The sequence below is a fragment of the Streptomyces capparidis genome (assembly GCF_054782095.1).
The window spans coordinates 181,041-205,734 of record NZ_BAAGTD010000007.1 but is presented as its reverse complement, the minus strand read 5'-3'; the positions used below and the strand labels follow the sequence as shown (position 1 = coordinate 205,734).

The window sequence follows — 24,694 nt, the reverse complement described above, 5'->3', positions numbered from 1 at the left end:
GGGCGGAGCCCCTGGTCTCCGGAGGAATCCCGTCCCGCCGTGGGCGCAGGGGCGCCGAGCGGCCCCTGCGCACGTCAGCCGGGAGGTGAACCGGAGTGAGGGATATGTTCGTTATCCACGGGAATGTGACGCCGGGTGGTGTCACGGGACGGAGCGGGGACGGGCATGGGCGAGACGGCGGGATCCGGGGCGGTGGTGGCGCGGTGGGCGTACGCCGGGTTCCGGGGGGTGGCGCGGCTGCGGGGCGGGCCCGCGCTGCACCCGGTGGGGGTGCTGTGCTGCGGGGCGCTCCAGGTGCCCGGCGGGGCCGCCCCGCCGTGGGGTGTGGCGCTGCTGGACGAGCCCGGCCGGTACCCCGTCACCGCCCGCTGGTCCCGGGCCGCGGGGCTGCCCGCCGGGCTGCCGGACGGGCTGGGGCTCGCCGTGCGGGTGGAGGGCGCCGGGGGGCCGGGGCGGCCGCTCGACCTGCTGCTGACCACCGCGGGGCCGGGGCGCCTGTCCCGGCACCTGCCCCGGCCGTGCGGCGACGCCCTGGCGGGCCCCTACTCCAGCCTGATGGCGTACCACGTCGGGGGCCGCCCCCTGGTGCTGGCCGCCTTCCCGCACCGGGACCGGGCCGTGCCCGCCCGCGTGCCCGCGGTGCGCCGGGCGCTGGACCGCGCGCCCCTGGTGTTCGACCTGCGTGCGGCCGGGCCGGACGAGCCGTGGCGCACCTTCGCGGTGCTCACCCTGGAGCGCCCCCTGCCCGGCCCGCCGCGGGTCACCCCGGGCTTCGACGTGTACGCGCACGGCCTGCCCGAGCTGCACCCCACCCCGCGGCTGCGGGCGCTGCGCGAGGCGGCCTACCGGGGCTCCCGCGAGGGGCGCCGGGGCCTGCGCGCCTGACGGCGGCCCGCGGCGCCCCCGCGGGGGCTCACCACAGGTGGTGGACCTGCTCCCGGATCCGCTCGTCGTACAGCCGCCGCACTCCGTCGAGCACCGCGTCCCCGAGCCCGGGCAGCGCCGCCGCCTCCGCGTTGGCGCGGGCCTGGTCCGGGGTGCGGGCGCCGGGGATGACCGTGGTGACGCCGGGCTGCTGGACGATCCACCGCAGCGCCCCGGCCGCGGGGCTCACCCCGTCGGGCAGCAGGGCGGCGAACTCGGCCGCCGCCTCCACGCCCGTGGCGTAGTCCACGCCGGAGAACGTCTCGCCGCGGTCGAACGCCTCGCCGTGGCGGTTGTAGGTGCGGTGGTCGTCGGGCCCGAACACGGTGTCCTTGGTGTACCGGCCGGACAGCAGCCCGGAGGCCAGCGGCACCCGGGCGATGATCCCCACCCCGGCCTCGCGGGCGGCGGGCAGCACCCGCTCCAGCGGCTTGAGGCGGAACGGGTTGAGGATGATCTGCACGCTGGCCGTCCCCGGCCGGGCGATGGCGGTCAGCGCCTCCTCGCAGGTCTCCACGCTCACCCCGTACGCCCGGACCCTGCCCTCGGCCACCAGGGTGTCCAGCGCGTCGAACACCGCGTCGGAGGAGTACACCGGCGTCGGCGGGCAGTGCAACTGCACCAGGTCCAGGGTCTCCACGCCCAGGTTCTCCCGGGAGCGGTCCGTCCACGCGCGGAAGTTGTCCAGCGTGTACAGCGCCGGGTCCAGCGGGGCCCGGCGGCCCATCTTGGTGGCCACCACCACCCCGGCGCCGGGGTGCTCCCGCAGATACCGGCCGATCAGCCGCTCGCTGCGGCCGTCGCCGTAGACGTCCGCCGTGTCGAGGAACGTCACCCCGCTCGCCACCGCGGCGTCCAGCACGGCGAGGGCGTCCTCCTCGCGCACCTCGCCCCAATCGGCCCCGAGCTGCCACGTGCCGAGGCCGACGACGGACAGCCGCTGCCCGGTCCTGCCGATTTCCCGTTGCTCCACGGCGCCTTTCCTTCTCCCTGGGTTCCGCGCGGACGGCCGCGCCCACCGGCGCGCGCCGCCGGGGCTCGTGTGCGCCCCGTCCCGCGTCCCCGCCACCGTACGCGAGCCCCCTCCCCGGCCCGCGGCGGCTCCCCGGCACCGCGCGGCCGTGCCTCCCGCCCGCGCCCGCTCCCGGGCACGGCGTCCCCCGGGCCCCACAGCCCCGCCGCCCCCGGCCCCGGCCCCGCCACCCCCGGCCCCACGGCCCTCACAGCCCCACCAGTCCCACGACCTCGCACGTCCACCCTCCCGACCCCAGGCCGAGGGGTTGACGTGAACCTGTCGTGACTCTACGTTCATTCGAGATAGCGAAGAGTGTTCGATATTTCGAACCGTTGGAGCCGTCATATGACCCCCGAATCCACCCCGCCATCCACCCCCGCACGCCCCCCCACCCGCGTCCGCGCCCTGCCGCTCCTCGCGGCCGCGCTGCTGGCGCTCGTCGCGCTGCTCCAGACCGGCAGCGCCCGGGCCGCCGACTCCGCCCCCGGCGCCCCGCCCGCCGCCGCCCGGGCCGCGCTCGCCGGGACGTTCACCAACCCGGTCGTCAGCCAGAACGGCGCCGACCCGACGATGATCCGCTACAACGGGTACTACTACCACCTCGGCACCACCTGGGCCTCCCACTGGGAGATCCGCAGGTCACCCACGGTGGGCGGGCTGAAGACCGCCACCCCGGTGACCGTCTACCGGGAGACCGTCGCCTCCCGCTGCTGCAACTTCTGGGCGCCCGAGCTGCACCGGCTCAACGGCCCCAACGGCCTGCGCTGGTACCTCACGTACAGCGCGGGCATCTCCGCCAACATCGACCACCAGCACGTCCACGTCCTGGAGAGCGCGGGCAACGACCCCATGGGCCCGTACACCTACAAGGGCCAGGTCGATCCGTACGGGGACAATCGCTGGATGATCGACAGCAGCTATCTGTCCATGCCGGACGGCCGCCTGTACATGCTCTACTCCTTCTGGGAGGGCGGCACGCAGAACATGTACGCGGTGCGGATGAGCAACCCGTGGACCCCCACCGGCCGGGCCGTGCGGATCGCCACCCCCACCCACGCCTGGGAGAAGCAGGGCGGGTCGGTGAACGAGGGCCCGGTGATCCTCCAGCGCAACGGGCGGACCTTCCTCACCTACTCCGCCTCGCACTGCAACACCCCGGACTACAAGCTCGGCCTGATGGAGCTGACCGGCAGTGACCCGCTGGCGTCCGGCGCCTGGCGCAAGTTCCCCAACCCGGTGTTCCAGCGCAACGACGCCGCCGGCGTGTACGGGCCCGGCCACAACTTCTTCTTCCCGTCGCCCGACGGCAAGGAGATCTGGATCGCCTACCACGCCAACTCCCGCTCCACGGACGGGTGCAGCGGCACCCGCACCACCCGGGTGCAGAAGGTGAACTGGAATCCGGACGGCACGCCGAACCTCGGCACCCCGGTGTCCACCTCCACCGCGCTGCCCGAGCCCTCCGGCACGCCGTGACCCGCTGACCGGACCTGCCTCCGCGGGCGCGCTCACCCCTGCGGGGGCAGGTCCTGCTCCGCCCAGATGAGCTTGCCGTTCTCGGTGTACCTGGTGCCCCAGCGGCGGGTGAGCTGGGCGACGAGGAACAGGCCGCGCCCGCCCTCGTCGGTGGTGCGGGCGTGGCGCAGGCGCGGCGAGGTGCTGGAGGTGTCGGAGACCTCGCAGATCAGCGAGTCGTGCCGGATCAGCCGCAGCCGGATCGGCCCCTCGCCGTGCCGTATGGCGTTGGTGACCAGTTCGCTGACCACCAGCTCCGTGGTCATCGCCAGGCTCTCCAGGTCCCACTCGGCCAACTGGCGCAGGGCCAGCGACCGGGTGCTGGCCACGACCGCCGGGTCCGCCGGCAGGTCCCAGGAGGCGACGTTGCCGTGGCCCAGCGCGCGGGTGCGGGCCAGCAGCAGGGCGACGTCGTCGGACGGCGCCGAGGTGAGCAGGGTGTCCAGCACCGCCTGGCACAGTTGCTCCAGCGGCAGCCCCGGCTGCGCGGCCAGCGCGTTGCTCAGCCGCTCCAGGCCCACGTCGATGTCCTGGTCCGAGGTCTCGATCAACCCGTCGGTGTACAGCGCGATCAGGCTGCCCTCGGGCAGGTCGAACTCCATCGACTCGAACGGCAGCGCGCCCAGGCCCAGCGGCGGCCCGGCGGGCAGGCTGGGGAAGACCACCCCGCCGTCGGGGTCCACGATCGCGGGCGGCGGGTGCCCGGCCCGCGCCATCGCGCACCGCCGCGTGACCGGGTCGTACACCGCGTACAGGCAGGTCGCGCCGAGGACCGTGGTGGCCAGGCTGCCCTCGTCGTCCACCTCGCCGTTCTCCTCGGTGAGCCGTATCACCAGGTCGTCGAGGTGGGCGAGCAGCTCGTCGGGCGGCAGCTCCATGTCGGCCAGGGTGTGCACGGCGGTGCGGAGCCGGCCCATGGTGGCGGCGGCGTTGATGCCGTGCCCGACGACGTCGCCGACCACCAGGGCGATCCGCGCGCCGGACAGCGGGATCACGTCGAACCAGTCGCCGCCGACGCCGTCGCGCAGGTCCGCGGGCAGATAGCGGGAGGCGACGTCGAGGGCGGTGCCGCCGCGCAGCTCGTGGGGGAGCAGGCTGCGCTGGAGGGCCAGGGCCGCGGTGTGCTCGCGGGTGTAGCGGCGGGCGTTGTCCACGCACAGCGCGGCCCGGCTGACCAGCTCCTCCGCCAGCAGCACGTCGTCGTCCTCGAACGGGTCCGGGTGCCGGGAGCGGATGAACGCGGCGACGCCCAGCACGGTGCCGCGCGCGGACACCGGCGCCACGATCAGCGAGCGCAGCCCGAACTCCTGCACCTTCTCGGCGCGGGCCGGGTCGATCCACCGGGCCGTCGAGGGGTCGTCCAGGTTGGGGTCGAGCAGGGCGCGGCCGGTGAGGAAACAGCGGGCGAACGGCGACTCCGGGGGGAGCACCACCGGATCGCCGGCGGCGGCGATGGACTCCGGGTTGCCCTCGTGGATGGAGCGCAGCCCGGCACGGCGGAACGGGGGCAGTCGCTGGCCCCGCTCCTGCGGCGGCTCCTCGCCGCGCAGCACGCACTCCAGCAGGTCCACATGGACGAAGTCGGCCAGGCGGGGCACGGCGAAGTCGCACAGCTCCTGCGCGGTGCGCATCACGTCCAGGGTGCTGCCGATCCGCTCGCCCGCCTCGTTGAGCAGGGCCAGGCGCTCGCGGGCCCGCCACCGGTCGGTGACGTCCATGCCCATGTAGCACACGCCGATCACGTCGCCGTCGGCGCCGTCGAGCCGGAAGAAGGAGGTGGAGTAGGCGTGCTCGCGGTGCGGGTCGGCCAGGGTCCAGCCGCGGTACTCGTAGTCGATCACCGGGACGCCGGTCTCCAGCACCCGGCGCATCTGCGTCTCCAGCGCGTCGGTGTCCAGGCCGGGCAGCGAGTCGGCCATGCGGCGGCCGAGCCGCTCCTCGCGCGGGATGCCGCCGTAGCGCTCCAGGGTGTCGTTCATCCACATGTAGCGCAGGTCGGGGTTGAGGACGGCGATGCCTATCGGCGACCGGGTGAGGAACGCCTCCAGCACCCCGCCCATCGCCCAGGAGGGGGTGCGGGCCAGATCCACCGCGGAGACCAGCCAGCAGGACTCGCCCGAGCGCTCGGCCAGCGGGGTGATGCGCAGGCCCACCCGGACGCGCCGCCCGTCGCGGTGCCGCAGCGCCACCATGCCGCCCCAGCCCCCCTGCGCCCGGCAGCGCGCGATGACGGCGTCGGCCCGCGCGGCCTCCTCGGGGGCGGCCAGCAGCGCGGCGCCGGACTCGCCGATGACCTCGGACGCCGGGTGGCCCAGGAGCCGCTCCGCCGCCGCGGTCCACCCCACGATCGTGCCCGCCGCGTCCATCACGGCGGTCGCGGCCCCGGACAGGTCGAACGACAGGGGGGGCTCGGCCGGCGCCGTGCCCTCGGGGCTGATCATTGCAGGTGTCCCATCTGCCCCAGATGCGGATGATATTTCTGCCATATTAAGACTCCTGCGCCTCGCCGGTGGCGAGCCGGGCGACGATCAGCGCGACGAGGATGATCCCACCGTAGATGGCCTGGATCCAGAAGGAGGAGACCTGTGCCAGAGTGAGCAGATTCTCCAGCATGCCCAGCAGCAGCGTCCCCAGCAGCGCGCCGAGCAGGGATCCCCTGCCGCCCCTCAGACTGATGCCGCCGATCACCGCCGCGGCGAACACCGTGAAGATCAGTCCACTGCCCTGGTTGGCGTTCAGCGCCCCGACCCGCCCGGCGATGACCAGACCCGCGACGGCGGCCAGCGCCCCCCCGGTGATCAGCACCGTCCAGCCCACCCGCCCCACCCGGACCCCCGCCGCCCTGGCGGCCCGCGCCCCGCCCCCGGTGGCGTACACGGCCCGGCCCGCCCGGTGGTGGCGCAGCAGGAAGCCGGCCACGGCGAAGCAGGCCCCCGCCAGCCACACCGACACCGGCAGGCCGAGCCAGTTCTCGGTGCCCAGCCACAGGAACTCCTCCGGCGCGTCGAACAGGGTGCGGCCGGACACCATGCCGATCAGCGTGCCGCGCAGCACGATGTTCATCGCCAGGGTGACGATGAACCCGTTCAGCCCCAGCGCCACGATCAGCACGGCGTTGACCACGCCCACGCACGCGCCCACCACCGGCACCGCGAGCAGCCCCAGCCACACGGGCACCTGCGTGCCGAAGCCCGCGGAGGCGGCCGGGACCACCAGCAGCAGGCCGAGCGCGGGCGCGAACCCGGCCACCGACTCCAGCGACAGGTCCATCCGGCCGCTGATCAGGATCAGCGCCTCGCCGAGCACCAGCAGCGCCAGGGCGGAGGACGCGCCCAGCACGTTGACCAGGTTGTCCCGGTCGAGGAAGTCGTCGTCGGCCAGGCCGCCCGCGAGCAGGAGCAGCAGCACCGTGGGCAGCAGCGCCAGGTCGTGCGCCCGGGCCACGGCCAGCCGCCGCGCCGGGAGCCTCGCCGACTCATCCACCGCCGCCTCCCTCCGCGGCCGGAGCCGCTCCCTCGATCGCGGCGACGAGCTCGTGGCCGGCCCAGCCCGCCGGGTACTCGGCGGTGACGCGGCCGCCCGTCATCACCAGCACCCGGTCGCACACCCGCAGGTCGGCCAACTGGTCGGAGACCACGAGCACCGCCCGGCCCTCCCGCCCGGCGCGCTCCGCCACCGACAGCAGGGCCCGCCGGGACGCCTCGTCCACCCCGGCCGTCGGGTCGAGCAGCACCAGCACCCGGGGGTCCGCGGCCAGGGCCCTGGCCATGGCCACCTTCTGCTGGTTGCCGCCGGACAACTGCCCGGCCGGCTGGCGCGGCCCTCGGGTGACGATGCCGTGCGCGGCGATCGCCCGGCGGGCCGTCACGTCCCTGACCCGCGGCCGGACCAGGCCGAACGGGCCGAGGCTGCCGCTGACCGGCAGGGTGATGTTCTCGGCCACCGACAGGCCCGGCAGGATGCCCTGCACGGCCCGGTCGCGCGGCAGGCAGCCCACGCCCGCGGCCAGCGCCGCGGTGACGCTGCCGGTGCGCAGCGGGCGCCCCATGACCTCCACCCGGCCGCCGCGCGCCCGCAGCAGCCCCGCGACCACCTCGCCGACCTGGTGCGCGCCCGACCCGGCGAGCCCGGTCAACCCGACGACCTCGCCGGCCCGCACGGCCAGGCTCACCTCGCGGACACGGGGCCCGGACAGGCGCTCCACCCGCAGGGCGACGGGCGCGGAGGCGGGCGGCGGGCGCCGGGGCGGGCGCTCCTCGGGCCGGGAACGCGCCGGCTCGCCCGTCATCGCCTCCAGCAGCGCCGGGCCCGGCAGCCCGGCCAGCGGGGCGGTCAGCACCCGGCGGGCGTCCCGCAGCACCGTCACCACCTCGCACACCTCGCTCAGCTCCACCAGGTGGTGCGAGATGTAGAGGAACGTGACCCCGGCCTCCTTCAGCCGCCGCATGTGCGCGAACAGGCGCCCCGCGGCCCGGCGGTCCAACTGCGCCGTCGGCTCGTCCAGGATGACCAGGCGGGCGCCGAGCGACAGGGCGCGGGCGATCTCCACCAGCTTGCCCTCCGCCACGCCCAGCCGGTCCGCGCGGGCCGCCGCGTCCACGGGCACGCCCCACTCCTCCAGCAGGGCGCCCGCCTCCCGGCGCATCCGCCGCCAGCCGACGACCGGGCCGCGGACGGTGGGCCAGCGGCCCAGGAACAGGTTCTCCGCCACAGAAAGCGCGCCGATCACCGTGGAGTGCTGGTGCACGCACGCCACCCGCCGCCGCCACGCCTCCCGGTCGGCCGGCGCCGGGGCGGGCTCCCCGTGGAACAGCACCCGGCCCTCGTCCGGGCGCTCCATGCCCGTCAGCACGTTCACCAGCGTGGACTTGCCCGCCCCGTTCCGGCCCACCAGGGCGTGGGACTCCCCGGGCAGCACGGCGATGCCCACCTCCCGCAGCGCCACCGTCGCCCCGTACCGCTTGGTGACCCCGTGCGCCTCCACCACGGCCGGGCCCGTCATCGGCGGTTGCCCCACAGCCCGGGGTCGTCCACGTTGGCCCTGGTCACCAGGGGGGCGGGCAACTGGTCCTCCAGCATCCCGCCGGGCAGGCGGACCACGGTGCTGCCGTGGCCGGTGGGGCCGGGGCGGAAGGTCTCCCCGGCCATCGCCCGCTTGATGTAGAACATCGCGTACTTGGCGTACAGGTCGGCGGGCTGCGAGACGGTGGCGTCGATCAGGCCCTTCCTGATGGCGTCCAGCTCCTGCGGGATGCCGTCGTTGGAGACGATCACGACGTGGCCGGGCCGCCCGGCGGGGACCAGCGCGTGCCGCCGCTCCAAGGTGCGCAGGGCGGGCGCCAGGTACACGCCCCCGGCCTGGAGGTAGAGGCCCTTGATGTCGGGGTTGGCGGCGAACAGCGCCTCCAGTCCGGCCGCGGCCTTCTCCGCCTGCCAGCCCGCGGCCACGTCCAGCACCTCGATCTCCGGGTGGTGCTCGGCCATGCAGGCGTCGAACGCCTCGGTGCGGTCGCGGCCGTTGACGGACGCCAGGTCGCCCTGCACCTGCACGACCTTGCCGCGCCCCACCGCCTCGCCCAGATGGCGGCACGCCTTCTCGCCGTAGGCGCGGTTGTCGGCCCTGACCACCATGGCCACCTTGCCGGAGTCGGGCCGCACGTCCACGGCGACCACGGGCACGTCCTCCCGCTCGGCGGCCCGCAGGCCCGCCACCACGGCGGCGGAGTCCAGCGGGGAGACGACCAGGCCCGACACGTCCTGGGCGAGCAGGTTCTGGATGTCGGTGATCTGGCGGCCGGCGTCGGAGTGGGAGTTGACGGTGGGCAGGGTCCGCACGCCCTCCGCTGCGCCCCGGCGGGGGATGAGGTCGTTGTACGCCTGCCAGAACGGCGAGGTCAGCAGGGGCAGCACCACCCCCACCTCCCCGGTCCCGGCCTGCCCGCCCCCGCCCCCGCACCCGGCGACCAGCCCCGCCGCGACCGCCCCGGCCACGGCGAGCCTGCCGGCCCTGGCCCAGGGGCGGGGGCGGGCGCGGGGCGGGCCGCCCGGGCGCGACCGGCGCGGGCCGGACAGCGGCCGCCGGGTGCCGTTCCCGGGCGCGGCGGGCGGGGGCCGCCTCGTCGTCTCTGGCGCCATGCGCGATCACACACCCTGCTGAGCTGCCCGGCTCCCGGCCCGGCGCGACGTTCCCGGCGTTTTCCCTCCTCGGAAAAGCCACAATAGCCGCATATCCCCCCACCGCGCGGGAGGAAGCGCGGCGCACGGGGCACCCCCGCGGCCCGGCGCCCCCCGCCGGACGGGTCACGGAGCCGGCCCCGCCGCACGGGAGCACGCCGAGCCACCCACCCCCGGCGAGCCGTCCGCGTCCCCGCCGCCCGTCCCGATCCCGCGCCTCCCCTCCGCCGCCCTCCACCCCGCGCCCGAACCACCCCCACAAGCCGCCCACACCCCCGCCCACCTGCCTCGACCCGCCCCTCCGGCCCCCTCTCCGTCCGCGCCCACCACCCCTCCGCAACCCGCCCACACCCCCTCACCACCCGCCTCAATCCCGCGCGTCCGGCATTCCCGGCTTAAAGCGCGGTGGCGATGGAAATGGTTAACACGAACATCCGTCGGTGTGGTCACCCGACCACCCGGCGCTGTCGGAGTGCGCGTGTTCTGGTCGCCGGGGGGAGGTGCCGCGCATGGGTGTGCCCGCGCCCGGGGAGCCGCTCCACCTCACGCCCCGGATCGACGAGCCGCTCGCCTCGCTGCTGGCGTCCCCCGCGCTCCTGCACACCCTGGTCGCCGCGCTCGGCTCGCCCCTGAACGTCGTCCTCCCCGACCGCGCCGCCGAGAACCTGGACCGGTTCCGCGCCGTCTACCGCCGCCACCACCTGGCGGGGGAGATCCACTACGCCCACAAGGCCAACCGGTCAAGCGCCGTGGTGCGCCGCCTGGCCGCCACCGACTCCTGTGTGGACGTGGCCTCGCTCGGCGAGCTCCAGCACGCCCTGGGCTGCGGCTTCACCCCCGACCGGATCATGGCGACGGGCCCGAAGAGCCCCGAGTTCCTGTGGCTGGCCGCCCGCACCGGCGCCGCCGTCAACGCCGACTCCCGCCAGGAGCTGGACCGCCTGGCCGCCCTGGTCCGCGGCCACGGCCTGCCCCGGGTCCGGGTGCTGCTGCGGCTGTCGGAGTTCCCCGCCCCCGGCGGGGTGCGGGTGCTGGCCCGCCGCAGCCGCTTCGGCACGCCCGTGCGCGAGCTGGGCGGGCTCCTGGACGCGGTGGAGGCCCACCGCGACAGCGTGGACCTCACCGGCGTGGCCTTCCACCTGGACACCACCAGCCTGGCGGAGAAGGCCGCCGCGCTGGAGGGCTGCCTGCGGGTGATGGACGAGTGCCGCCGCCGCGGCCTGCGGCCCCGCACCATCGACATCGGCGGCGGGTTCGGCGTCAGCTACCTGGCGGACGCCGCCCAGTGGGAGCGCTACACCACCGAGCTCACCAACGCCGTCCTGGGCACCCGCCCGTCCCTGACCTGGCGCGACCACGGCTACGGCCTGCGCAACGAGAACGGCACCCTGCGCGGCGCCCTGGCCCTGTACCCCGCCCACCGGGCGGTGGCGGGCGACCGCTACCTGGACGAGCTGCTGTCCGCCCCCGCCCCGTCCTTCGGCGGCCGCCGCCTGGCCACGCTGCTGCTGGAGAACCTGTACGACCTGTGCACCGAACCGGGCCGCGCCCTGCTCGACGGCTGCGGCCTGACCCTCGCCCGGGTCGCCGACGTCCGCCCCACCGAGGGCCCCCTGCTGGTCCGCCTGGAGATGAACGCCGACGACGCCGCCCTGGAGGAGCACGGCGTGCTGATGGACCCGATCCTGCTGCCGCGCGGGACGACGGCGGGCGGGACGGCGGCGGGGGAGGCGGGCGGGCCCGCGGCCGTCCACCTCGCGGGCAACCTGTGCCTCGAATCCGACATGATCACGCGAAGGACGGTGTTCCTGCCCCGCGCGCCCCGCCCCGGTGACCTGATGGCGTTCGTCAACACCGCGGGCTACTGCATGGACTTCCAGGCCGACCACGCGCAGTTCCAGCCGATCGCCCGCAAGGCAGCCGTCTGGAGGGAGGCGGGGACCTGGCACTGGAGTCTGGACGACCAGTACTGGCCGAGCACCGTCCGGGGAGAGCCGCATGAGGTTTGACAGCATCACCGATGCCGTGGGCAACACGCCCCTGGTCCGCATCGACCCGGCCGTGCACGGCCTCGCCCACATCGACCTGTACGCCAAGCTGGAGCTGCTCAACCCGTTCGGGTCCGTCAAGGACCGCGCCGCCTGGAACATGGCCCGCCCCCGGCTCGCGGAGGCCGCCGAGCGCGGCAGCACGGTGGTGGAGCTGTCCAGCGGCAACACCGCCAAGGCGCTCGCGGTGATCGCGGGCATGCACGGGCTGCGGTTCAAGTCCGTCACCAACCGCATGAAGATCCCGGAGATCAAGGAGCTGCTCCTGCTGCTCGGCGCCGAGATCGAGGAGCTGCCCGGCCGCAGCGAGTGCCTGGACCCCACCGACACCGACGACCCGCTCACCAAGTTCCACCAGGCGCTGAACCGGCCCGGCAGCACCTATCTGCACACCGACCAGTACTACAACGACCTCAACACGCAGGCGCACACCGCGGGCACCGGACCGGAGATCGTCAAGGACCTCGACGGCCGCGCCCCCGACTGGTTCATCGCCTGCGTCGGCACGGCGGGCTCCTCCACCGGGGTGGCGGGCGTGCTGCGCGAGCACAACCCGGACGTGCGGGTCGTCGGCCTGGTGGCGCACAAGTCCGACTTCATCCCCGGCATCCGCACCATCGACGAGGTCAGGGAGGTCGGCCTGTTCGACCCGGCCACCTACGACACCATCGAGTCGGTCACCGCGGACGAGGCCATCGACGGCATGCTGGTCCTGGCCCGCCGCTGCGGCATCCTCGCCGGGCCCACCGGCGGCGCCGCCTACCTGGGCGCGGTCCGCCACCTCAGGCGGGTGGACGCCGCCCGCACCGAGCGCGCCACCGCGGTGTTCATCGTCTGCGACCGCATCGAGAGCTATCTGTCGTACGTGCGGCAGCGCCGCCCCGAGCTGCTCGGGCAGCCGCCCCGCCAGGACTCGGCGGCCGCGCTCGGCGACGCCGAGGTGCGCGCCGCCCCGGCCGTGGACGTGGACCGGGCGCGCGCCTGGATCGCGGAGGAGCGCCCGCTGGTGGTGGACCTGCGCAGCCCGTTCGCCTACGCGGCGCTGCACATCGAGGGCTCGGTGAACATCGTGGACGAGCTGTTCGACGAGCTGGTCCGCGGCGGCCTGCCGTTCGGCAGACGGCAGCCGGTGCTGCTGGCCTGCCCGGTCGGGGAGCAGTCCGCCCGGTACGCGGCGCTGCTCACCCGCATGGGCCACGAGCGCGTGCGCAGCCTGTCCGGCGGCATCATCGCCTGGCGGGACGCGGGCGCCCCCCTGGTGCGGGACTGACCATGACGGTGACCACCCCGTGCGGCACGGGCGCGCCGTTCCCGGAGGAGCTGCGCGCCTGGCACACCGCCCTGCGCGAGCAGTTCCCCATCATCACCGCCAACCCGGAGCTGGCCTATCTGGACAGCGCGGCCACCTCCCAGAAGCCGCGCGCCGTCCTCGACGCCGTCCAGACCTATCTGACCACCGGCAACGCCAACGCCGGGCGCGGCACCTACCCGTGGGCGAACGCCACCACGGCGCTGGTGGAGGGCGCCCGGCGGCGGGTGAGGGAGTTCCTGCGCGACCCGGCGCCCGAGCGCTCCGCGGTGCACCTGACCAGCGGCGCCAGCGAGGGCCTGCGCACCGTCGCCAGGGACTGGCTCACCGGGTGGCTGTCCGACGGCGACGAGATCGTCGTCCCGTTCGCCGACCACCAGGCCAACTGCGCGCCCTGGCTGGAGGCGCGGGACCTGCTGGCCAGGCAGGGGGTGCGGGTCACCGTGCGCCCGATGCCCCGCCAGGACGAGTCGGGCGACTACGACGACGCGGCGCTGGCCGCGCTGGCCGGGCCGCGCACCCGGTTCGTCGCGGCCACCCATGTGCACCACGTGTACGGCGCCGACATGAACGTGCACCGCCTGCGCGCCGCCGTCGGCCCCGGTGTGCCGATCTGCCTGGACGCCGCGCAGAGCGTGGGCCACCTGCCGGTGTCCGTGGCCGACCTGGACGTGGACTTCGTGGTGTTCTCCGGCCACAAGGCCATGGCCCCGCCGGGGACCGGCGCGGTGTGGGCCCGTCAGGCGCGCGGTCCCGAGTTCGCGCCGGGCGGCTGGAGCGGCACCCCCAACACGGCGGGCGCGGCCGGGCTGACCGCCGCGCTGGACTGGCTGGACGCGGCGGGCACCGACCGCATCGAGCGGTGGACGGTGGCGCTGACCGCCCGGCTCACCGAGGGCCTGCGGCGACTGGACGCCTACCGGGTGCTGGGCTGCCGGGCGAGCCTGGCCGCGGACTCGCCGGTGCAGCGCCGCCGCAGCCTGGTCACCTTCCGGCACCGCGCGATCGACTCCGGCGACCTGGGGTTCATCCTCTACAGCCACGGCTTCATGGTCCGCTCCGACGGCCACTGCCAGGCCGACGGCGGCGAGAAGGAACACTCGGTGCGGGTGAGCCTGCACGTCTACAACACCCCCGAGGAGATCGACCGGCTGCTGGAGGTGCTGGCGGCGCTGCGGTGAGCCGCGCGCCTCGCCCTGCTCTGCCGCTGCTCCGCCCGGCCGGGCCGGACGGGCGTCCCCCGTCCGGCCCGGCGGCCCGTCACCCGGACGCCTCGTCCACCGTTAATGGCAATCGTTTCCATGTAGAGTGGCCTCTGACGCTCCCCGGGGGCAGTGAGACGCGTGAGGTGAGGCGAGATGGGTCTGAGCATGGGGACGGCCGAGCTGTGGGTGGAGCGCTGGGAGCACCAGCAGCAGCGGTACGCCGTGGACCGCGAGGAGCGGTTCGCGGTCGTCGCCGACGTCGTCGAGCACGCCACGGTCGCCCGGGACCGCCCGCTGGTGGTGGACCTGGGCTGCGGCCCCGGCTCGCTGGCCGCCCGCCTCGCCGCCCGGCTGCCGCGCGCCGAGGTGGTCGCCGTGGACATGGACCCCCTGCTGCTCGAACTCGGCCGCACCCACCACGACGGCGCGGCCAGGTTCGTGGACGCGGTGATCGGCGCCGACGGCTGGGTGCGCGAGCTCGGCCTGACCCGCCCGCTGGACGCCGCCGTCTCCACCACCGCGCTGCACTACCTGCCCGAGGACACCCTGCTCCGCGTCTACCGCGACCTGGCGGGGCTGCTGCGGCCCGGCGGCGTGCTGGTCAACGCCGACCACCTGCCGCGCGCCGACGACGCCCCCGCGGGCCTGGCCGCCCACGTCAGGCGGCGCCGCGCCGAGCGGCAGGGCGCGCTCGACACCGAGGACTGGCAGTCCTGGTGGGCGGCGGCGGCCCGCGACCCGGAGCTGGCCGACCTGTTCGCCGAGCGCGCCGCGCGCCGCACCGACCACGCCCGCGACAACGGCCTCACCCTGTGCCGCCACACCGAGCTGCTGCGCGAGGCGGGCTTCACCGGCGTCGCCCCGGTCTGGCAGTTCGGCGACCACCACGTGCTGGTCGCCGTCCGCTGACCCCGTCCCCGGCGGGCCGTCCCGGTCAGCCGCCCGCCGTGTCCCGGTACGGGTTGCGCGGCTCGGGCACGGCCGCCACCTCGGCGGCGTCCAGCGCCGGGCGGGCCGAGTCGGTGCCCACCCGGCCCTGCGGGCGCCAGGTGCCGGTGACGCTCACCCAACTGTCCGCGGGCGGCGCCGCCGCGCCGTGCACGGCCACCTTCAGCACCTGGGCGTCGGCGGCGCAGCAGGTGACGGTGAGCCTGCTGACGTGCCACACCCCGTCCTTCCCCGGCGTGACGAAGCCGGTGAGCCGCACCGTCCTGCCGCGCAGCGAGCCGCCGGTGTCCCACACCGCGCGGGCGGCGAAGTCCTTCAGCGCCAGGGGGACGACCGCGCTCTCCGGCAGCGGCGGATAGGCGCTGTCCGCCGCCTTGGCGACGGGCCGGTCCGCGTCCCGGGCGGCGGTGTACGCGCCGAGGGCCGGGGGCGCGAAGAACAGCAGCCCCAGCACCGGCACCCACAGCAGCCACGCCACCCCCGGCCCGTGTCCGTGCTGCCCCCCGCCGTGCCCGCCGTGCCCGTCCCCGGGCCGCGGCCGGGGGAACGGGAAGCCGTCCCGCGCCGCCGCGGTGAACCCGAGCAGCACCAGCAGCGCCCCCGAGCCGATCAGCAGCGGGCGCATCCCCGGCTTGACGTAGTGCAGGTACAGGTCCGTCGCCACCGTGATGTGCAGCAGCGCCACCCCGGTGAGCAGGATCAGCAGGATCTCGAGGTTCCGTTTCACGGCGTTCCGTCTCACAGCAGGCACCACCCGGTCAGCGCGCTGAAGGCCACGGCGACCACCCAGGTGGCCGCGGAGAAGCGGACGGCGAACGCCCGCCCGAAGGTGCCCGACTGGAGGGCGATGAGCTTGAGGTCCACCATCGGGCCGACCACCATGAACGCCAGCCGCGCGGTCGGGGAGAAGCCGGTCAGCGACGCCGCCACGAACGCGTCCGCCTCGGAGCACACCGACAGCAGCACCGCGAGCACCGCCAGCGCGACCACCGCCAGCCACGGCGAGCCGGTGAACGCCTCCAGCGCCGAGGGCGGCACCGCCACGTTGAACGTCGCCGCGGCCGCCGCGCCCACCACCAGGAACCCGCCCGCGTGCAGGAAGTCGTGCTGGAGCCCCAGCCGGAACTCCTCGAACCGGGAGGCGCCCGGCGCGTGCCCGGTGACCCGCCCCGGCAGGCGCAGCCACTCCGCGCGGCCGAACCGCAGCCACAGCCAGCCCATGGCGACCGAGGTGGCCAGCGACGTGACGAGCCTGGCCGCCACCATCTCCGGGCTGCCGGGGAACGCCACCGCGGTGGACACCAGCACCACCGGGTTGATGGCGGGCGCCGACAGCAGGAACGCCAGCGCCGCCGCCGGGGTGACCCCGCGCCGAATCAGGCTCCCGGCGACGGGCACCGACGCGCACTCGCACCCGGGCAGCACCGCCCCCGCCGCCCCGGCCACGGGCACGGCCAGCGCCGGGCGGCGCGGCAGCGCCCGGGTGAACACCCGCTCGGGCACGAACGCGGCCACGGCCGCGGACACCAGCGTGCCGAACAGCAGGAAGGGCAGGCCCTGCACCACCACGGCGGTGAACACCGTGCGCCACGACCGCACCGCGGCCCCGTCCGGCGCGAGCCCCGCGGCCAGGGCCACCGCGACGACCGCCGCCACCGCGAGCCCCGCCGGGACGGAGGGCGGCGTGCGCCGGGCGGGCGGGTGCGGCGCCGTGCCGGACGCCCGGTCGCCGAGGGAGAGGGGCATGCGGGTGACTCTAGGCCGCCGCGAGCTCTTCTGACAAAGAAAACCACAGTCAACAAGTCCCCGGGCCCGCCGCCCCGCCGCCGGCCGCGCCCGGCCCGCCCGGCGGGCTCACAGCGCGGTGAGGGTGTCGAACAGCGCGTCCAGGGCCAGGCCGTAGGCGTGCGCGGGCGGTGTCGCGTAGCCCACCACGAGGCGCGGCGCCGCCGGGGCGGGCGGCGCCCCCCTGAGGTACCCGCCCAGCGGGTGCACCCTCACCGACGCCGCCCGGAGCGCGGCCACCACGTCCTCCTCGGCGGGCGCGGCGGCGGGCAGCTCCAGGATCGCGTGCAGCCCCGCCGCGATCCCGGTCACCCGGGCGTGCGGCAGGCGCTCCGCGGCCCGCGCGGACAGCGCGTCGCGGCGCCGCCGGTAGGCGCGGCGCACCGTCCGCAGATGCCGGTCGTAGGCGCCCGTGGTGAGCATCCTGGCCAGCGCCAACTGGTCCAGCGGGCTGGTCGCCCGGTCCGCCAGGCGCTTGGCCTCCACCAGCGGCTCCAGCAGCGGCGGCGGGCAGGCGATCCAGCCGAGGCGCACCCCCGGGCCCAGGGACTTGCTGGTGGAGCCCAGGTACACCACCCGCGCCGGGTGGCGGCCCTGGAGGGCGCCGACGGGGCGCTTGTCGTAGCGGAACTCGCCGTCGTAGTCGTCCTCCACCACCCAGCCCCCGCGCTCCTGCGCCCACGCCAGCAGGCGCGCCCTGCGGGCCGGGCTCATGCTGACGCCCAGCGGGAACTGGTGGGCCGGGGTGCACACCGCCGCCCCCGCGTCCGACGCCTCCAGGGCCGCCACGTCCAGGCCCTCGCCGTCCACGTCCGCGTCCACCACCGCCAGGCGCCTGCCGACGACCCTGGCGTGGTCCGAAAGCGCCGGGTTCTCCATTCCCACCCGGCGCACCCCCGACTCCGCGAACACGTCGGCGAGCAGCCCCAGGGCCTGTGTGCACCCGGAGCACACCACGATGTGGGCCGGGTCCACCCGCACCCCGCGGACCCGGCCCAGGTAGCCCGAGAGCGCCGTGCGCAGCTCGACCCGGCCCCGCGGGTCGCCGTAGCCGAACGCCTCCGCCGGGGCCTCGTGCACCGCGTGGCGCAGCGCCGCCAGCCACGCCTGGCGCGGGAACGCCGACACGTCCGGGCGGCCGGGGCCCAGGTCGTGGCGCGGCGCCCGGGCGACGGAGCCCGGCGCCCGCGGGCGCTGCGGCTCGGGCGACGGCTGCGTGGCCACGAAGGTGCCCGCTCGGCCCGACGCCGACAGCCACCCCTCGGCGACCAGTTGCCCGTACGCCTGGCTGACCGTGCCCCGGGACAGGCCGAGCTCGGCGGCCAGGTCCCGGGTCGTCGGCAGCCGGGTGCCCGACTGGAGCCGCCCCTCGACGATCGCCGTGCGCAGGGCCCGCTCCACCGCCCGCCCCCGCCCGCCCCACGGCGCCATCTCGATGTACAGGTCCAGCCCACCCGCCCGCACCGCGGCGCGGCCCCCGTCCGCCCGCGCCCCGGCCCCCGCGTTCTGGTCCAAATTCACGCCCTCCTTCTGGCCCAGCAATCCGGGCCACGACCTCCCTAGCCTGCTCGTATGACAGGTGACCGAGCAAGGCCGGGCAGGGCCGGGGCGGGCACCGCGGCCCCCGGCAGCGGGCTGCCGCGGTCGCTGGTGCTGCTCATGGCCGCCGCGTGCGGGATGATCGTCGCCAACAACTACTACGCGCAGCCGCTGCTGCCCGACCTGAAGGACGCCTTCGGGGTGTCCTCCGGCGTCGTGGGCCTGTGCGTGACGCTCAACCAGCTCGGCTACGCGGCCGGCCTGGTGCTGCTGGTGCCGCTGGGCGACCTCCTGGCCCGGCGCCGCCTGATCACCACGATGCTCGCCGTGGACGCGGTCGCGCTCGCCGCCGCCACCGCGGCGCCCGGCGCCTGGGCGCTGGTGGCGGCGCTGACCGTCGTCGGCGTCACCGGCTCGGCCATCAACGTGCTGATCCCCATGGCCGCCACCCTGGCCAGGGACGACCAGCGCGGCCGGGTGGTGGGCACGCTGATGACCGGGCTGCTGCTCGGCGTCCTGCTGGCCCGCACCGTCGCCGGGGCCCTGGACGCGATCGCGGGCTGGCGGCTGGTGTACGGCACCGCCGCCGTGCTCATCGCCGCACTCGCCCTGATCCTGCGCACCAGGCTGCCCGACCTGCCGGTGGCCCCCGGCTCCAGCTATCCGCGGCTGCTGGCCTCGGTCGGGTCGCTGGTGCGCGGCGAGCCGTTCCTGCGCCGCCGCATGGCGATCGGCGCCATCGGCTTCGGCAGCTTCCAACTGCTGTGGACCGCCCTGCCGTTCATGCTCGCCGAGGAGCCCTACGGGTACTCCTCCGCGGCCATCGGCCTGTTCGGGCTGCTCGGCGCGGCCGGGGCGCTGTGCGCGCAGCCCGCGGGCCGGGCCCAGGACCGCGGCCACGCCCACACCGCGACCGGGCTGCTGCTCGGCGCCATCGCCGCGTCGTGGGCGCTGCTGCTCGGCGAGACGACGCTGGCGCTGGTCGTCGCCGGGATCCTGCTGCTGGACATCGGCGTGCAGGGCGTCCATGTGCTCAACCAGGCCCGGATCTACGGCTACCGCCCGCAGATCCGCTCGCGCGTCACCACCGCCTACATGTCCGCCTACTTCCTCGGCGGCTCGGCGGGCGGCGCGCTCGCGGTCACGCTGCACCCGCTGCTGGGCTGGTCCGGGGTGTGCGCGGCGGGCGGGGCGCTGGCCCTGACGGGCGTGGCGCTGTGGGCCACCGAGCGGGTGCGCACCCCGCTGCCGGACCGGGTCTGACCGCTCACCACCGTTCGCCGCTGGGGCGAACCAACCGAAGGAGTGTCGAACTCATGCGCGTCTTCATCGTCGGCGGTACCGGGGCCATCGGACGGCAGCTCGTGCCGATGCTGGTCCGGGCGGGGCACGAGGTGACCGGCGGCTCCCGCACCACCGGGGGCGTGGAGTGGCTGCGCGCCCAGGGGGCCCGCGGCGAACTGCTGGACGTGTTCGACCCGCCGGCGGTGGCCGACGTCGTGGCCGCCGCGGCGCCCGACGTCATCGTGCACCAGCTCACCGCGCTGTCCGGGGGCAGCCCCGTGGACAACGCGCGGATCCGCAGGGAGGGCACCCGCGGCCTGGTGGGCGCCGCGAAGCGGGCGGGGGTGCGGCGGATCGTCGCGCAGTCCATCTCGTGGGCGTACGAGGCCGGCGACACCCCCGCCGACGAGAGCACCCCGCTCGACACCGGCGCGCCCGAGCCGAGGGCCACCACGATCGGCGGCGTCACGGCGCTGGAGTCGGCCGTGGCCGAGATCGACGAGTACGTGGTGCTGCGGTACGGGACCTTCTACGGCCCCGGCACCTGGTACGCGCCCGGCGGCATGATGGCGGCCAAGGCCGCCCAGGGGCAGTTGCCCGCGAACGGCGGCGTGTCGTCGTTCGTGCACGTCCACGACGCGGCGCGGGCCGCGGTCGCGGCGCTGGCCTGGCCGTCCGGCCCGGTCAACGTGGTGGACGACGAGCCCGCCGCCGCCCGCGAGTGGGTCCCGGTGCTGGCCAAGGCCGTGGGCGCGGAGGCCCCCGAGCCCACCGCCGGCGGAGCGCCCTGGGAGCGCGGCGCCCGCAACACCCGCGCCCGCGAACTGGGCTGGGAGCCCCTGCACCCGACCTGGCGGACCGGCTTCTTCCACCAGGTCTGAGACGGCCGCGCCCGGCACGGGAGACCGGGCATGCGACCGTGACCGGGCGCGCCGGGCGGGGCCGCGGCACCGGGCGTGGGCCGGCGTCCGCGGCCCCGCATGCCCACCTGCCCGCCCACCGCGCCCGACCGGGTGCGGCGGGCGGGCACGGCCGCGTGTCCTCCGCACCCGCGGGTGTTCTCCGCACCCGCGCCGGCCCTCCGCGGCCGGCGCCCCCTCCCGGGGCCGCCGGCCGCGGCCGGGGGTCAGCGCCCCGCCGCGCGGCGGTGCAGGTCGGCGGTGGCGAAGGCCAGTTCCAGCGCCTGGGCCCGGTTCAGCCGGGGGTCGCAGGCGGACTCGTAGGCCAGGGGCAGGTCGTCCTCGGTCAGCTCCTCCGCCCCGCCCAGGCACTCGGTGACCCGGGTGCCCGTCAGCTCCAGGTGCAGGCCGCCGGGGTGGGTACCGAGGGCGCGGTGCACCTCGAAGAAGCCGGTGACCTCGTCCAGGACGTCCTCGTAGCGGCGGGTCTTGTGGCCGGTCGCCGCGGTGAAGGTGTTGCCGTGCATGGGGTCGCACACCCACACCACCGGCGCGCCGCCCGCGGTCACCTTCTCCACCAGCTCGGGCAGCCGGTCCCGGACGCGGCCGGCGCCCATCCGGGTGATCAGGGTGAGCCGTCCCGGTTCGCGGTGCGGGTCGAGGCGGTCGATCAGCGCCAGCACCTCGTCGGCGGTGGCGGTGGGGCCGAGCTTGACGCCCACGGGGTTGCGCACGCCCGCGGCGAACGCGACGTGCGCGCCGTCGAGCCCGCGGGTGCGCTCCCCGATCCACACCATGTGGGCGGACAAGTCCCAGGCGGCGCCGGTGCGGGCGTCGGCGCGGGTGAGGGCCGTCTCGTAGTCGAGCAGCAGCGCCTCGTGGCAGGTGAACAGCTCGGTCGGCGCGGTGGTGGCGGCGCTGCGCGCGGACAGGAAGCGCAGCGCCGCGTCGATGTCCCGGGCGAGCCCGCGGTGGCGGGGCGCGGCCGGCGCCAGGTCGGCGAAGTCGGGGCTCCACTCGCCCAGGCGGCGCAGGTCGCCGGCGCCGCCGTGGGTGTAGGCGCGGACCAGGTTCAGCGTGGCGGCCGAGGCGTGGTAGGCCCGCAGCAGCCGGGCCGGGTCGGGGGTCCTGGCCTCGGCGGTGAAGGCGGCCCCGTTGACCGCGTCGCCCCGGTAGACGGGCAGGGCGCGCCCGTCGCGGGTCTCGGTGGGCCGGGAGCGCGGCTTGGCGAACTGGCCGGCCATCCGGGCCACGGTGACCACGGGCAGGGAGGACGCGTAGCTGAGCACGGTGGACATCTGGAGCAGCGTCTGCACCTTGGCCCGCACCCGCTCGGCGGTGAGGTCGGCGAACGTCTCGGCGCAGTCGCCGCCCTGGAGCACGAACGCCTCGCCGCGGGCCGCCGCGGCCAGCCGGTCGCGCAACCGGTCGCACTCCTCGGGCGGGGTGAGCGGCGGCAGCGCCGCGAGTTCGGCCACGGCGGCGCGCAGGGCCGCCGGGTCGGGCCACGGTGGCTGCTGCTCCGCGGGCAGGGCGTGCCAGGACGGCGCGGACGGCGCGGGCGGGGCGGGCGGGCACAGGTCGGTGAGGGTCATTCGGCTTCGGCGCGGTGTCCGGCCCGCCACCGCTCTCCTCTCCGGGTGCCGTACGGGTGCGGAAGTGGGCATGGCGCGTCGGAGCCACCGGGCCGGAGGGGCTCCGAGGGGGCGGGCCGGTTACCTGCGGGCCAGTGAGGACACCGCGTTGGCGATGACGAGGTGCCCGGCGCCGCCGCCCGCCGTCATGATCGACTCCGGGTGGAACTGCACCGCGGCGAACGGCAGTTCGCGGTGCTCCACGGCCATCACCACGCCGTCACCGGTCTCCGCGGTCACCCGCAGCTCCCCCGGCATCCGGGCGGTGGAGGCGTGCAGCGAGTGGTAGCGGCCGACGTCGAACCGCTCGGGCAGCCCCGCCAGCAGCCGGCTGCCGGGGTCGGTGACCCGGACCTGCGACTGCTTGCCGTGCACGGGCACGGCCAGGACGCCGAGCCGGCCGCCGAAGTACTCGACGAGCCCTTGCAGCCCCAGGCACACCCCGAACACCGGGATGCCCAGCCGCTCGGCCTGCTCCAGGGTGGCGGCCAGGCCGAAGTCCGCGGGGCGGCCGGGGCCGGGGGAGAGCACCAGCAGGTCGGGGCGCTCCCGCTCGACCACGGGCAGATGGCCGCCGCTGCGGTAGGTGGTGACGGCGGCCCCGGTCTGCCGCAGATAGGCGGCCAGGCAGTGGACGAAGGAGTCCCGGTGGTCCACCATCAGGATCCGCAGCCCCGCGCCCGGCCCGCCCGCCGCTCCCGGCGACGGGGCCGCCGGGGCCGGCGCCGGGCGGGCCGCGGGCGGGTCGAGGGCCCGCAGCAGCGCCTTGGCCTTCAGCTCGGTCTCGGCCTCCTCCGCCTCGGGCACGGAGTCGTACAGCAGGGTCGCCCCGGCCCGCACGGTGGCCACGCCGTCGCGGATCTGGATGGTGCGCAGGGTCAGCACCGTGTCGGCGCCCCCGTCGAAGGTGAGCCTGCCGACCGCGCCGCCGTACCAGCGGCGCGGCGAGCGCTCCTCGCGCTCGATGAACTCCACCGCGGCCAGCTTGGGCGCGCCGGTGACGGTGACCGCCCACAGGTGGGCGAGGAAGCCGTCCAGGGCGTCGCGCCCCGGCGCGAGCAGGCCCTCCACGCGGTCCACGGTGTGGATGAGGGTGGAGTACATCTCGATGCGGCGGCGGGCGGTGACCCGCACGGTGCCCGGCACGCACACCCGCGACTTGTCGTTGCGGTCCACGTCCGTGCACATGGTGAGCTCCGACTCCTCCTTGACGGAGCCGAGGAGCTGGCGCACCCGCAGCGCGTCCTCGACCGCGTCGCGGCCCCGCGCGATGGTGCCGCTGATCGGTGAGGTCTCCACCACGAGCTGCCGCCCCGGCCGCTCGGCCACCCGCACGAACATCTCCGGGGAGGCGCCCACCAGGTACTCGCCGTCGCCGAGGTTCGCCAGCAGGCTGTGCGGGGCCGGGTTCTGCCGCCGCAGTCGCCGGAAGACGGCCGAGGGCGGCTCGGCGCAGGCGCGGTGGAACACCTGGCTGGGCACCACCTCGAACAGGTGGCCGGAGCGGAAGAGCGGTTCGGCGCGCTCGACGACCCGGGCGTACTCGCCCGGCTCGTGGTCCCGCTCCCGCTCGGGGACGCCGGGCGTGAAGCGGGTGGCCGGGGTGGAGCGCGGCAGGCCCTCGGTGTCCCGGCCGGCCGCGGTGAACTCGTAGGTGTGGCGCAGCGCGTGGTCGAGTTCCAGGTCGAACTCGTGGATCTCGTCGGGCAGGTGCAGCACCAGGTCGCGGTCGCGCGGGTCGCGCCGCAGGCGCAGCGGGATCGGATCGACCTGGAACAGCAGGTCGTAGCCGAAGGCGCCGTACAGGCCGAGCAGCCTGTCGTCCGGCGCCGCCAGGGCGCGCAGCAGGGCCCGCACGGCGCGGAACACCCCGGCGTGCCGGGTGCGCTCCTCCTCGGCGAAGACGCCGGCGCCGGGCCGCACCCGGCCGACGACGCGGGTGGCGTCCGCCCGCTCCAGGTCGCAGCCCGCGGCGACGGCGTCGCGCAGCGCGGGCAGCAATACCGTGCCGCGGGAGTTCAGCGCGCGCAGGGTGAGCCGCTCCGCGCCGAGGACCACCTCGACGGGCGGATCGAGGTAGCCGACGGCCCGCCGCGGGCCGCGGTGGAGCAGCATGCCGCGCCGCAGGTCCAGGGCGCTCTCCAGCCGGGCCCGGGCGGCGGCGGCACCGCCGGTGTGCTCGGTGCGGCGGCGCACCGCCACACCGGCGGGCGTGGTCCACCGCTCGGGCGCGCTCACCTGGGCGGGGAAGCTGCCCGCCGACTCCAGCAAGGACATGGGGGGACTCACCTTCGGTACGCGGGTCACGGGCGTGCGGGACCCCGGCCGCGGGGTCGGGCCGCGGCCGGGCCGTGAGGGTGACGGGGACGCGGGGAACCGCGCCCGGGGGACACCCCCCGCGGGCCGTCGGGCCGC

The 24,694-nt window shown here is 76.2% G+C and carries 18 protein-coding genes; 8 read left to right on the top strand and 10 right to left on the bottom strand.

The window, feature by feature from the left end; all coding sequences use genetic code 11:
- Positions 1 to 165: 165 nt before the first annotated feature.
- Complete coding sequence (locus ACYVO2_RS08825; protein WP_461007071.1) at positions 166 to 885, top strand: phosphodiesterase; 720 nt, start codon at positions 166 to 168, stop codon at positions 883 to 885.
- A gap of 28 nt (positions 886 to 913) precedes the next feature.
- Here the strand turns inward: ACYVO2_RS08825 and ACYVO2_RS08820 are convergent, their stop codons facing one another.
- On the bottom strand, positions 914 to 1,897 hold the full coding sequence (locus ACYVO2_RS08820; protein ID WP_461007070.1) for an aldo/keto reductase: 984 nt from the start codon (positions 1,895 to 1,897) through the stop codon (positions 914 to 916).
- A 387-nt stretch (positions 1,898 to 2,284) separates the two neighbouring features.
- Here ACYVO2_RS08820 and ACYVO2_RS08815 point away from each other — a divergent pair, with 387 nt between their 5' ends.
- Positions 2,285 to 3,415: a glycoside hydrolase family 43 protein gene (locus ACYVO2_RS08815; RefSeq protein ID WP_461007069.1), complete on the top strand. Its 1,131-nt coding sequence runs from the start codon at positions 2,285 to 2,287 to the stop codon at positions 3,413 to 3,415.
- A 32-nt stretch (positions 3,416 to 3,447) separates the two neighbouring features.
- Here ACYVO2_RS08815 and ACYVO2_RS08810 read toward each other — a convergent pair whose 3' ends face one another.
- Genes ACYVO2_RS08810 through ACYVO2_RS08795 form a run of 4 tightly spaced genes read right to left on the bottom strand, consistent with a single transcriptional unit; the run spans position 3,448 to position 9,589 of the window.
- Positions 3,448 to 5,895: a SpoIIE family protein phosphatase gene (locus ACYVO2_RS08810; RefSeq protein WP_461007068.1), complete on the bottom strand. Its 2,448-nt coding sequence runs from the start codon at positions 5,893 to 5,895 to the stop codon at positions 3,448 to 3,450.
- A 46-nt stretch (positions 5,896 to 5,941) separates the two neighbouring features.
- Positions 5,942 to 6,937: an ABC transporter permease gene (locus ACYVO2_RS08805; RefSeq protein ID WP_461007067.1), complete on the bottom strand. Its 996-nt coding sequence runs from the start codon at positions 6,935 to 6,937 to the stop codon at positions 5,942 to 5,944.
- Complete coding sequence (locus tag ACYVO2_RS08800) at positions 6,930 to 8,456, bottom strand: sugar ABC transporter ATP-binding protein (protein ID WP_461007066.1); 1,527 nt, start codon at positions 8,454 to 8,456, stop codon at positions 6,930 to 6,932. Before ACYVO2_RS08800 ends, ACYVO2_RS08805 begins: the two co-directional genes overlap by 8 nt.
- On the bottom strand, positions 8,453 to 9,589 hold the full coding sequence (locus ACYVO2_RS08795; RefSeq protein ID WP_461007065.1) for a sugar ABC transporter substrate-binding protein: 1,137 nt from the start codon (positions 9,587 to 9,589) through the stop codon (positions 8,453 to 8,455). The genes ACYVO2_RS08800 and ACYVO2_RS08795 overlap by 4 nt, the downstream gene beginning before the upstream one ends.
- Before the next feature lie 548 nt (positions 9,590 to 10,137).
- On the opposite strand from ACYVO2_RS08795, the gene ACYVO2_RS08790 reads away from it, so the two are divergent.
- The 4 genes from ACYVO2_RS08790 (at position 10,138) to ACYVO2_RS08775 (ending at position 15,099) form a co-directional block, all read left to right on the top strand.
- Positions 10,138 to 11,637, top strand: a complete 1,500-nt coding sequence (locus tag ACYVO2_RS08790; RefSeq protein ID WP_461007064.1) for a Y4yA family PLP-dependent enzyme — start codon at positions 10,138 to 10,140, stop codon at positions 11,635 to 11,637.
- The gene (locus ACYVO2_RS08785; RefSeq protein WP_461007063.1) at positions 11,627 to 12,946 is read left to right on the top strand and encodes a pyridoxal-phosphate dependent enzyme; all 1,320 of its coding nucleotides are present in this window, start codon (positions 11,627 to 11,629) and stop codon (positions 12,944 to 12,946) included. The genes ACYVO2_RS08790 and ACYVO2_RS08785 overlap by 11 nt, the downstream gene beginning before the upstream one ends.
- A 2-nt stretch (positions 12,947 to 12,948) precedes the next feature.
- Entirely contained in the window at positions 12,949 to 14,166 is a 1,218-nt protein-coding gene (locus ACYVO2_RS08780; protein ID WP_461007062.1) for an aminotransferase class V-fold PLP-dependent enzyme, read from the top strand.
- A 177-nt stretch (positions 14,167 to 14,343) separates the two neighbouring features.
- Positions 14,344 to 15,099 carry a class I SAM-dependent methyltransferase gene (locus ACYVO2_RS08775; RefSeq protein WP_461007061.1) on the top strand — a complete coding sequence of 252 codons (756 nt, stop codon included), beginning with the start codon at positions 14,344 to 14,346 and terminating at the stop codon, positions 15,097 to 15,099.
- 25 nt (positions 15,100 to 15,124) lie between these two features.
- On the opposite strand, the gene ACYVO2_RS08770 is transcribed toward ACYVO2_RS08775, so the two are convergent.
- From ACYVO2_RS08770 to pdxR, 3 genes are all read right to left on the bottom strand, one after another.
- Positions 15,125 to 15,865, bottom strand: coding sequence for a TIGR03943 family putative permease subunit (locus ACYVO2_RS08770; RefSeq protein ID WP_461007060.1), 741 nt, complete (start codon positions 15,863 to 15,865; stop codon positions 15,125 to 15,127).
- Between the two features lie 11 nt (positions 15,866 to 15,876).
- The gene (locus ACYVO2_RS08765) at positions 15,877 to 16,884 is read right to left on the bottom strand and encodes a permease (protein WP_461007059.1); all 1,008 of its coding nucleotides are present in this window, start codon (positions 16,882 to 16,884) and stop codon (positions 15,877 to 15,879) included.
- Between the two features lie 108 nt (positions 16,885 to 16,992).
- Positions 16,993 to 18,438, bottom strand: a complete 1,446-nt coding sequence (gene pdxR / locus ACYVO2_RS08760; RefSeq protein WP_461007058.1) for a MocR-like pyridoxine biosynthesis transcription factor PdxR — start codon at positions 18,436 to 18,438, stop codon at positions 16,993 to 16,995.
- A gap of 57 nt (positions 18,439 to 18,495) precedes the next feature.
- On the opposite strand from pdxR, the gene ACYVO2_RS08755 reads away from it, so the two are divergent.
- Both ACYVO2_RS08755 and ACYVO2_RS08750 read left to right on the top strand, forming a co-directional pair.
- Positions 18,496 to 19,725, top strand: coding sequence for an MFS transporter (locus tag ACYVO2_RS08755; protein WP_461007057.1), 1,230 nt, complete (start codon positions 18,496 to 18,498; stop codon positions 19,723 to 19,725).
- A 53-nt stretch (positions 19,726 to 19,778) separates the two neighbouring features.
- Complete coding sequence (locus tag ACYVO2_RS08750; protein ID WP_461007056.1) at positions 19,779 to 20,627, top strand: NAD-dependent epimerase/dehydratase family protein; 849 nt, start codon at positions 19,779 to 19,781, stop codon at positions 20,625 to 20,627.
- A gap of 245 nt (positions 20,628 to 20,872) precedes the next feature.
- Here ACYVO2_RS08750 and ACYVO2_RS08745 read toward each other — a convergent pair whose 3' ends face one another.
- Positions 20,873 to 22,240, bottom strand: coding sequence for a class II 3-deoxy-7-phosphoheptulonate synthase (locus tag ACYVO2_RS08745; RefSeq protein ID WP_461007055.1), 1,368 nt, complete (start codon positions 22,238 to 22,240; stop codon positions 20,873 to 20,875).
- A 120-nt stretch (positions 22,241 to 22,360) separates the two neighbouring features.
- Positions 22,361 to 24,556 carry an anthranilate synthase component I gene (locus ACYVO2_RS08740; protein ID WP_461007054.1) on the bottom strand — a complete coding sequence of 732 codons (2,196 nt, stop codon included), beginning with the start codon at positions 24,554 to 24,556 and terminating at the stop codon, positions 22,361 to 22,363.
- Positions 24,557 to 24,694: the final 138 nt, after the last annotated feature.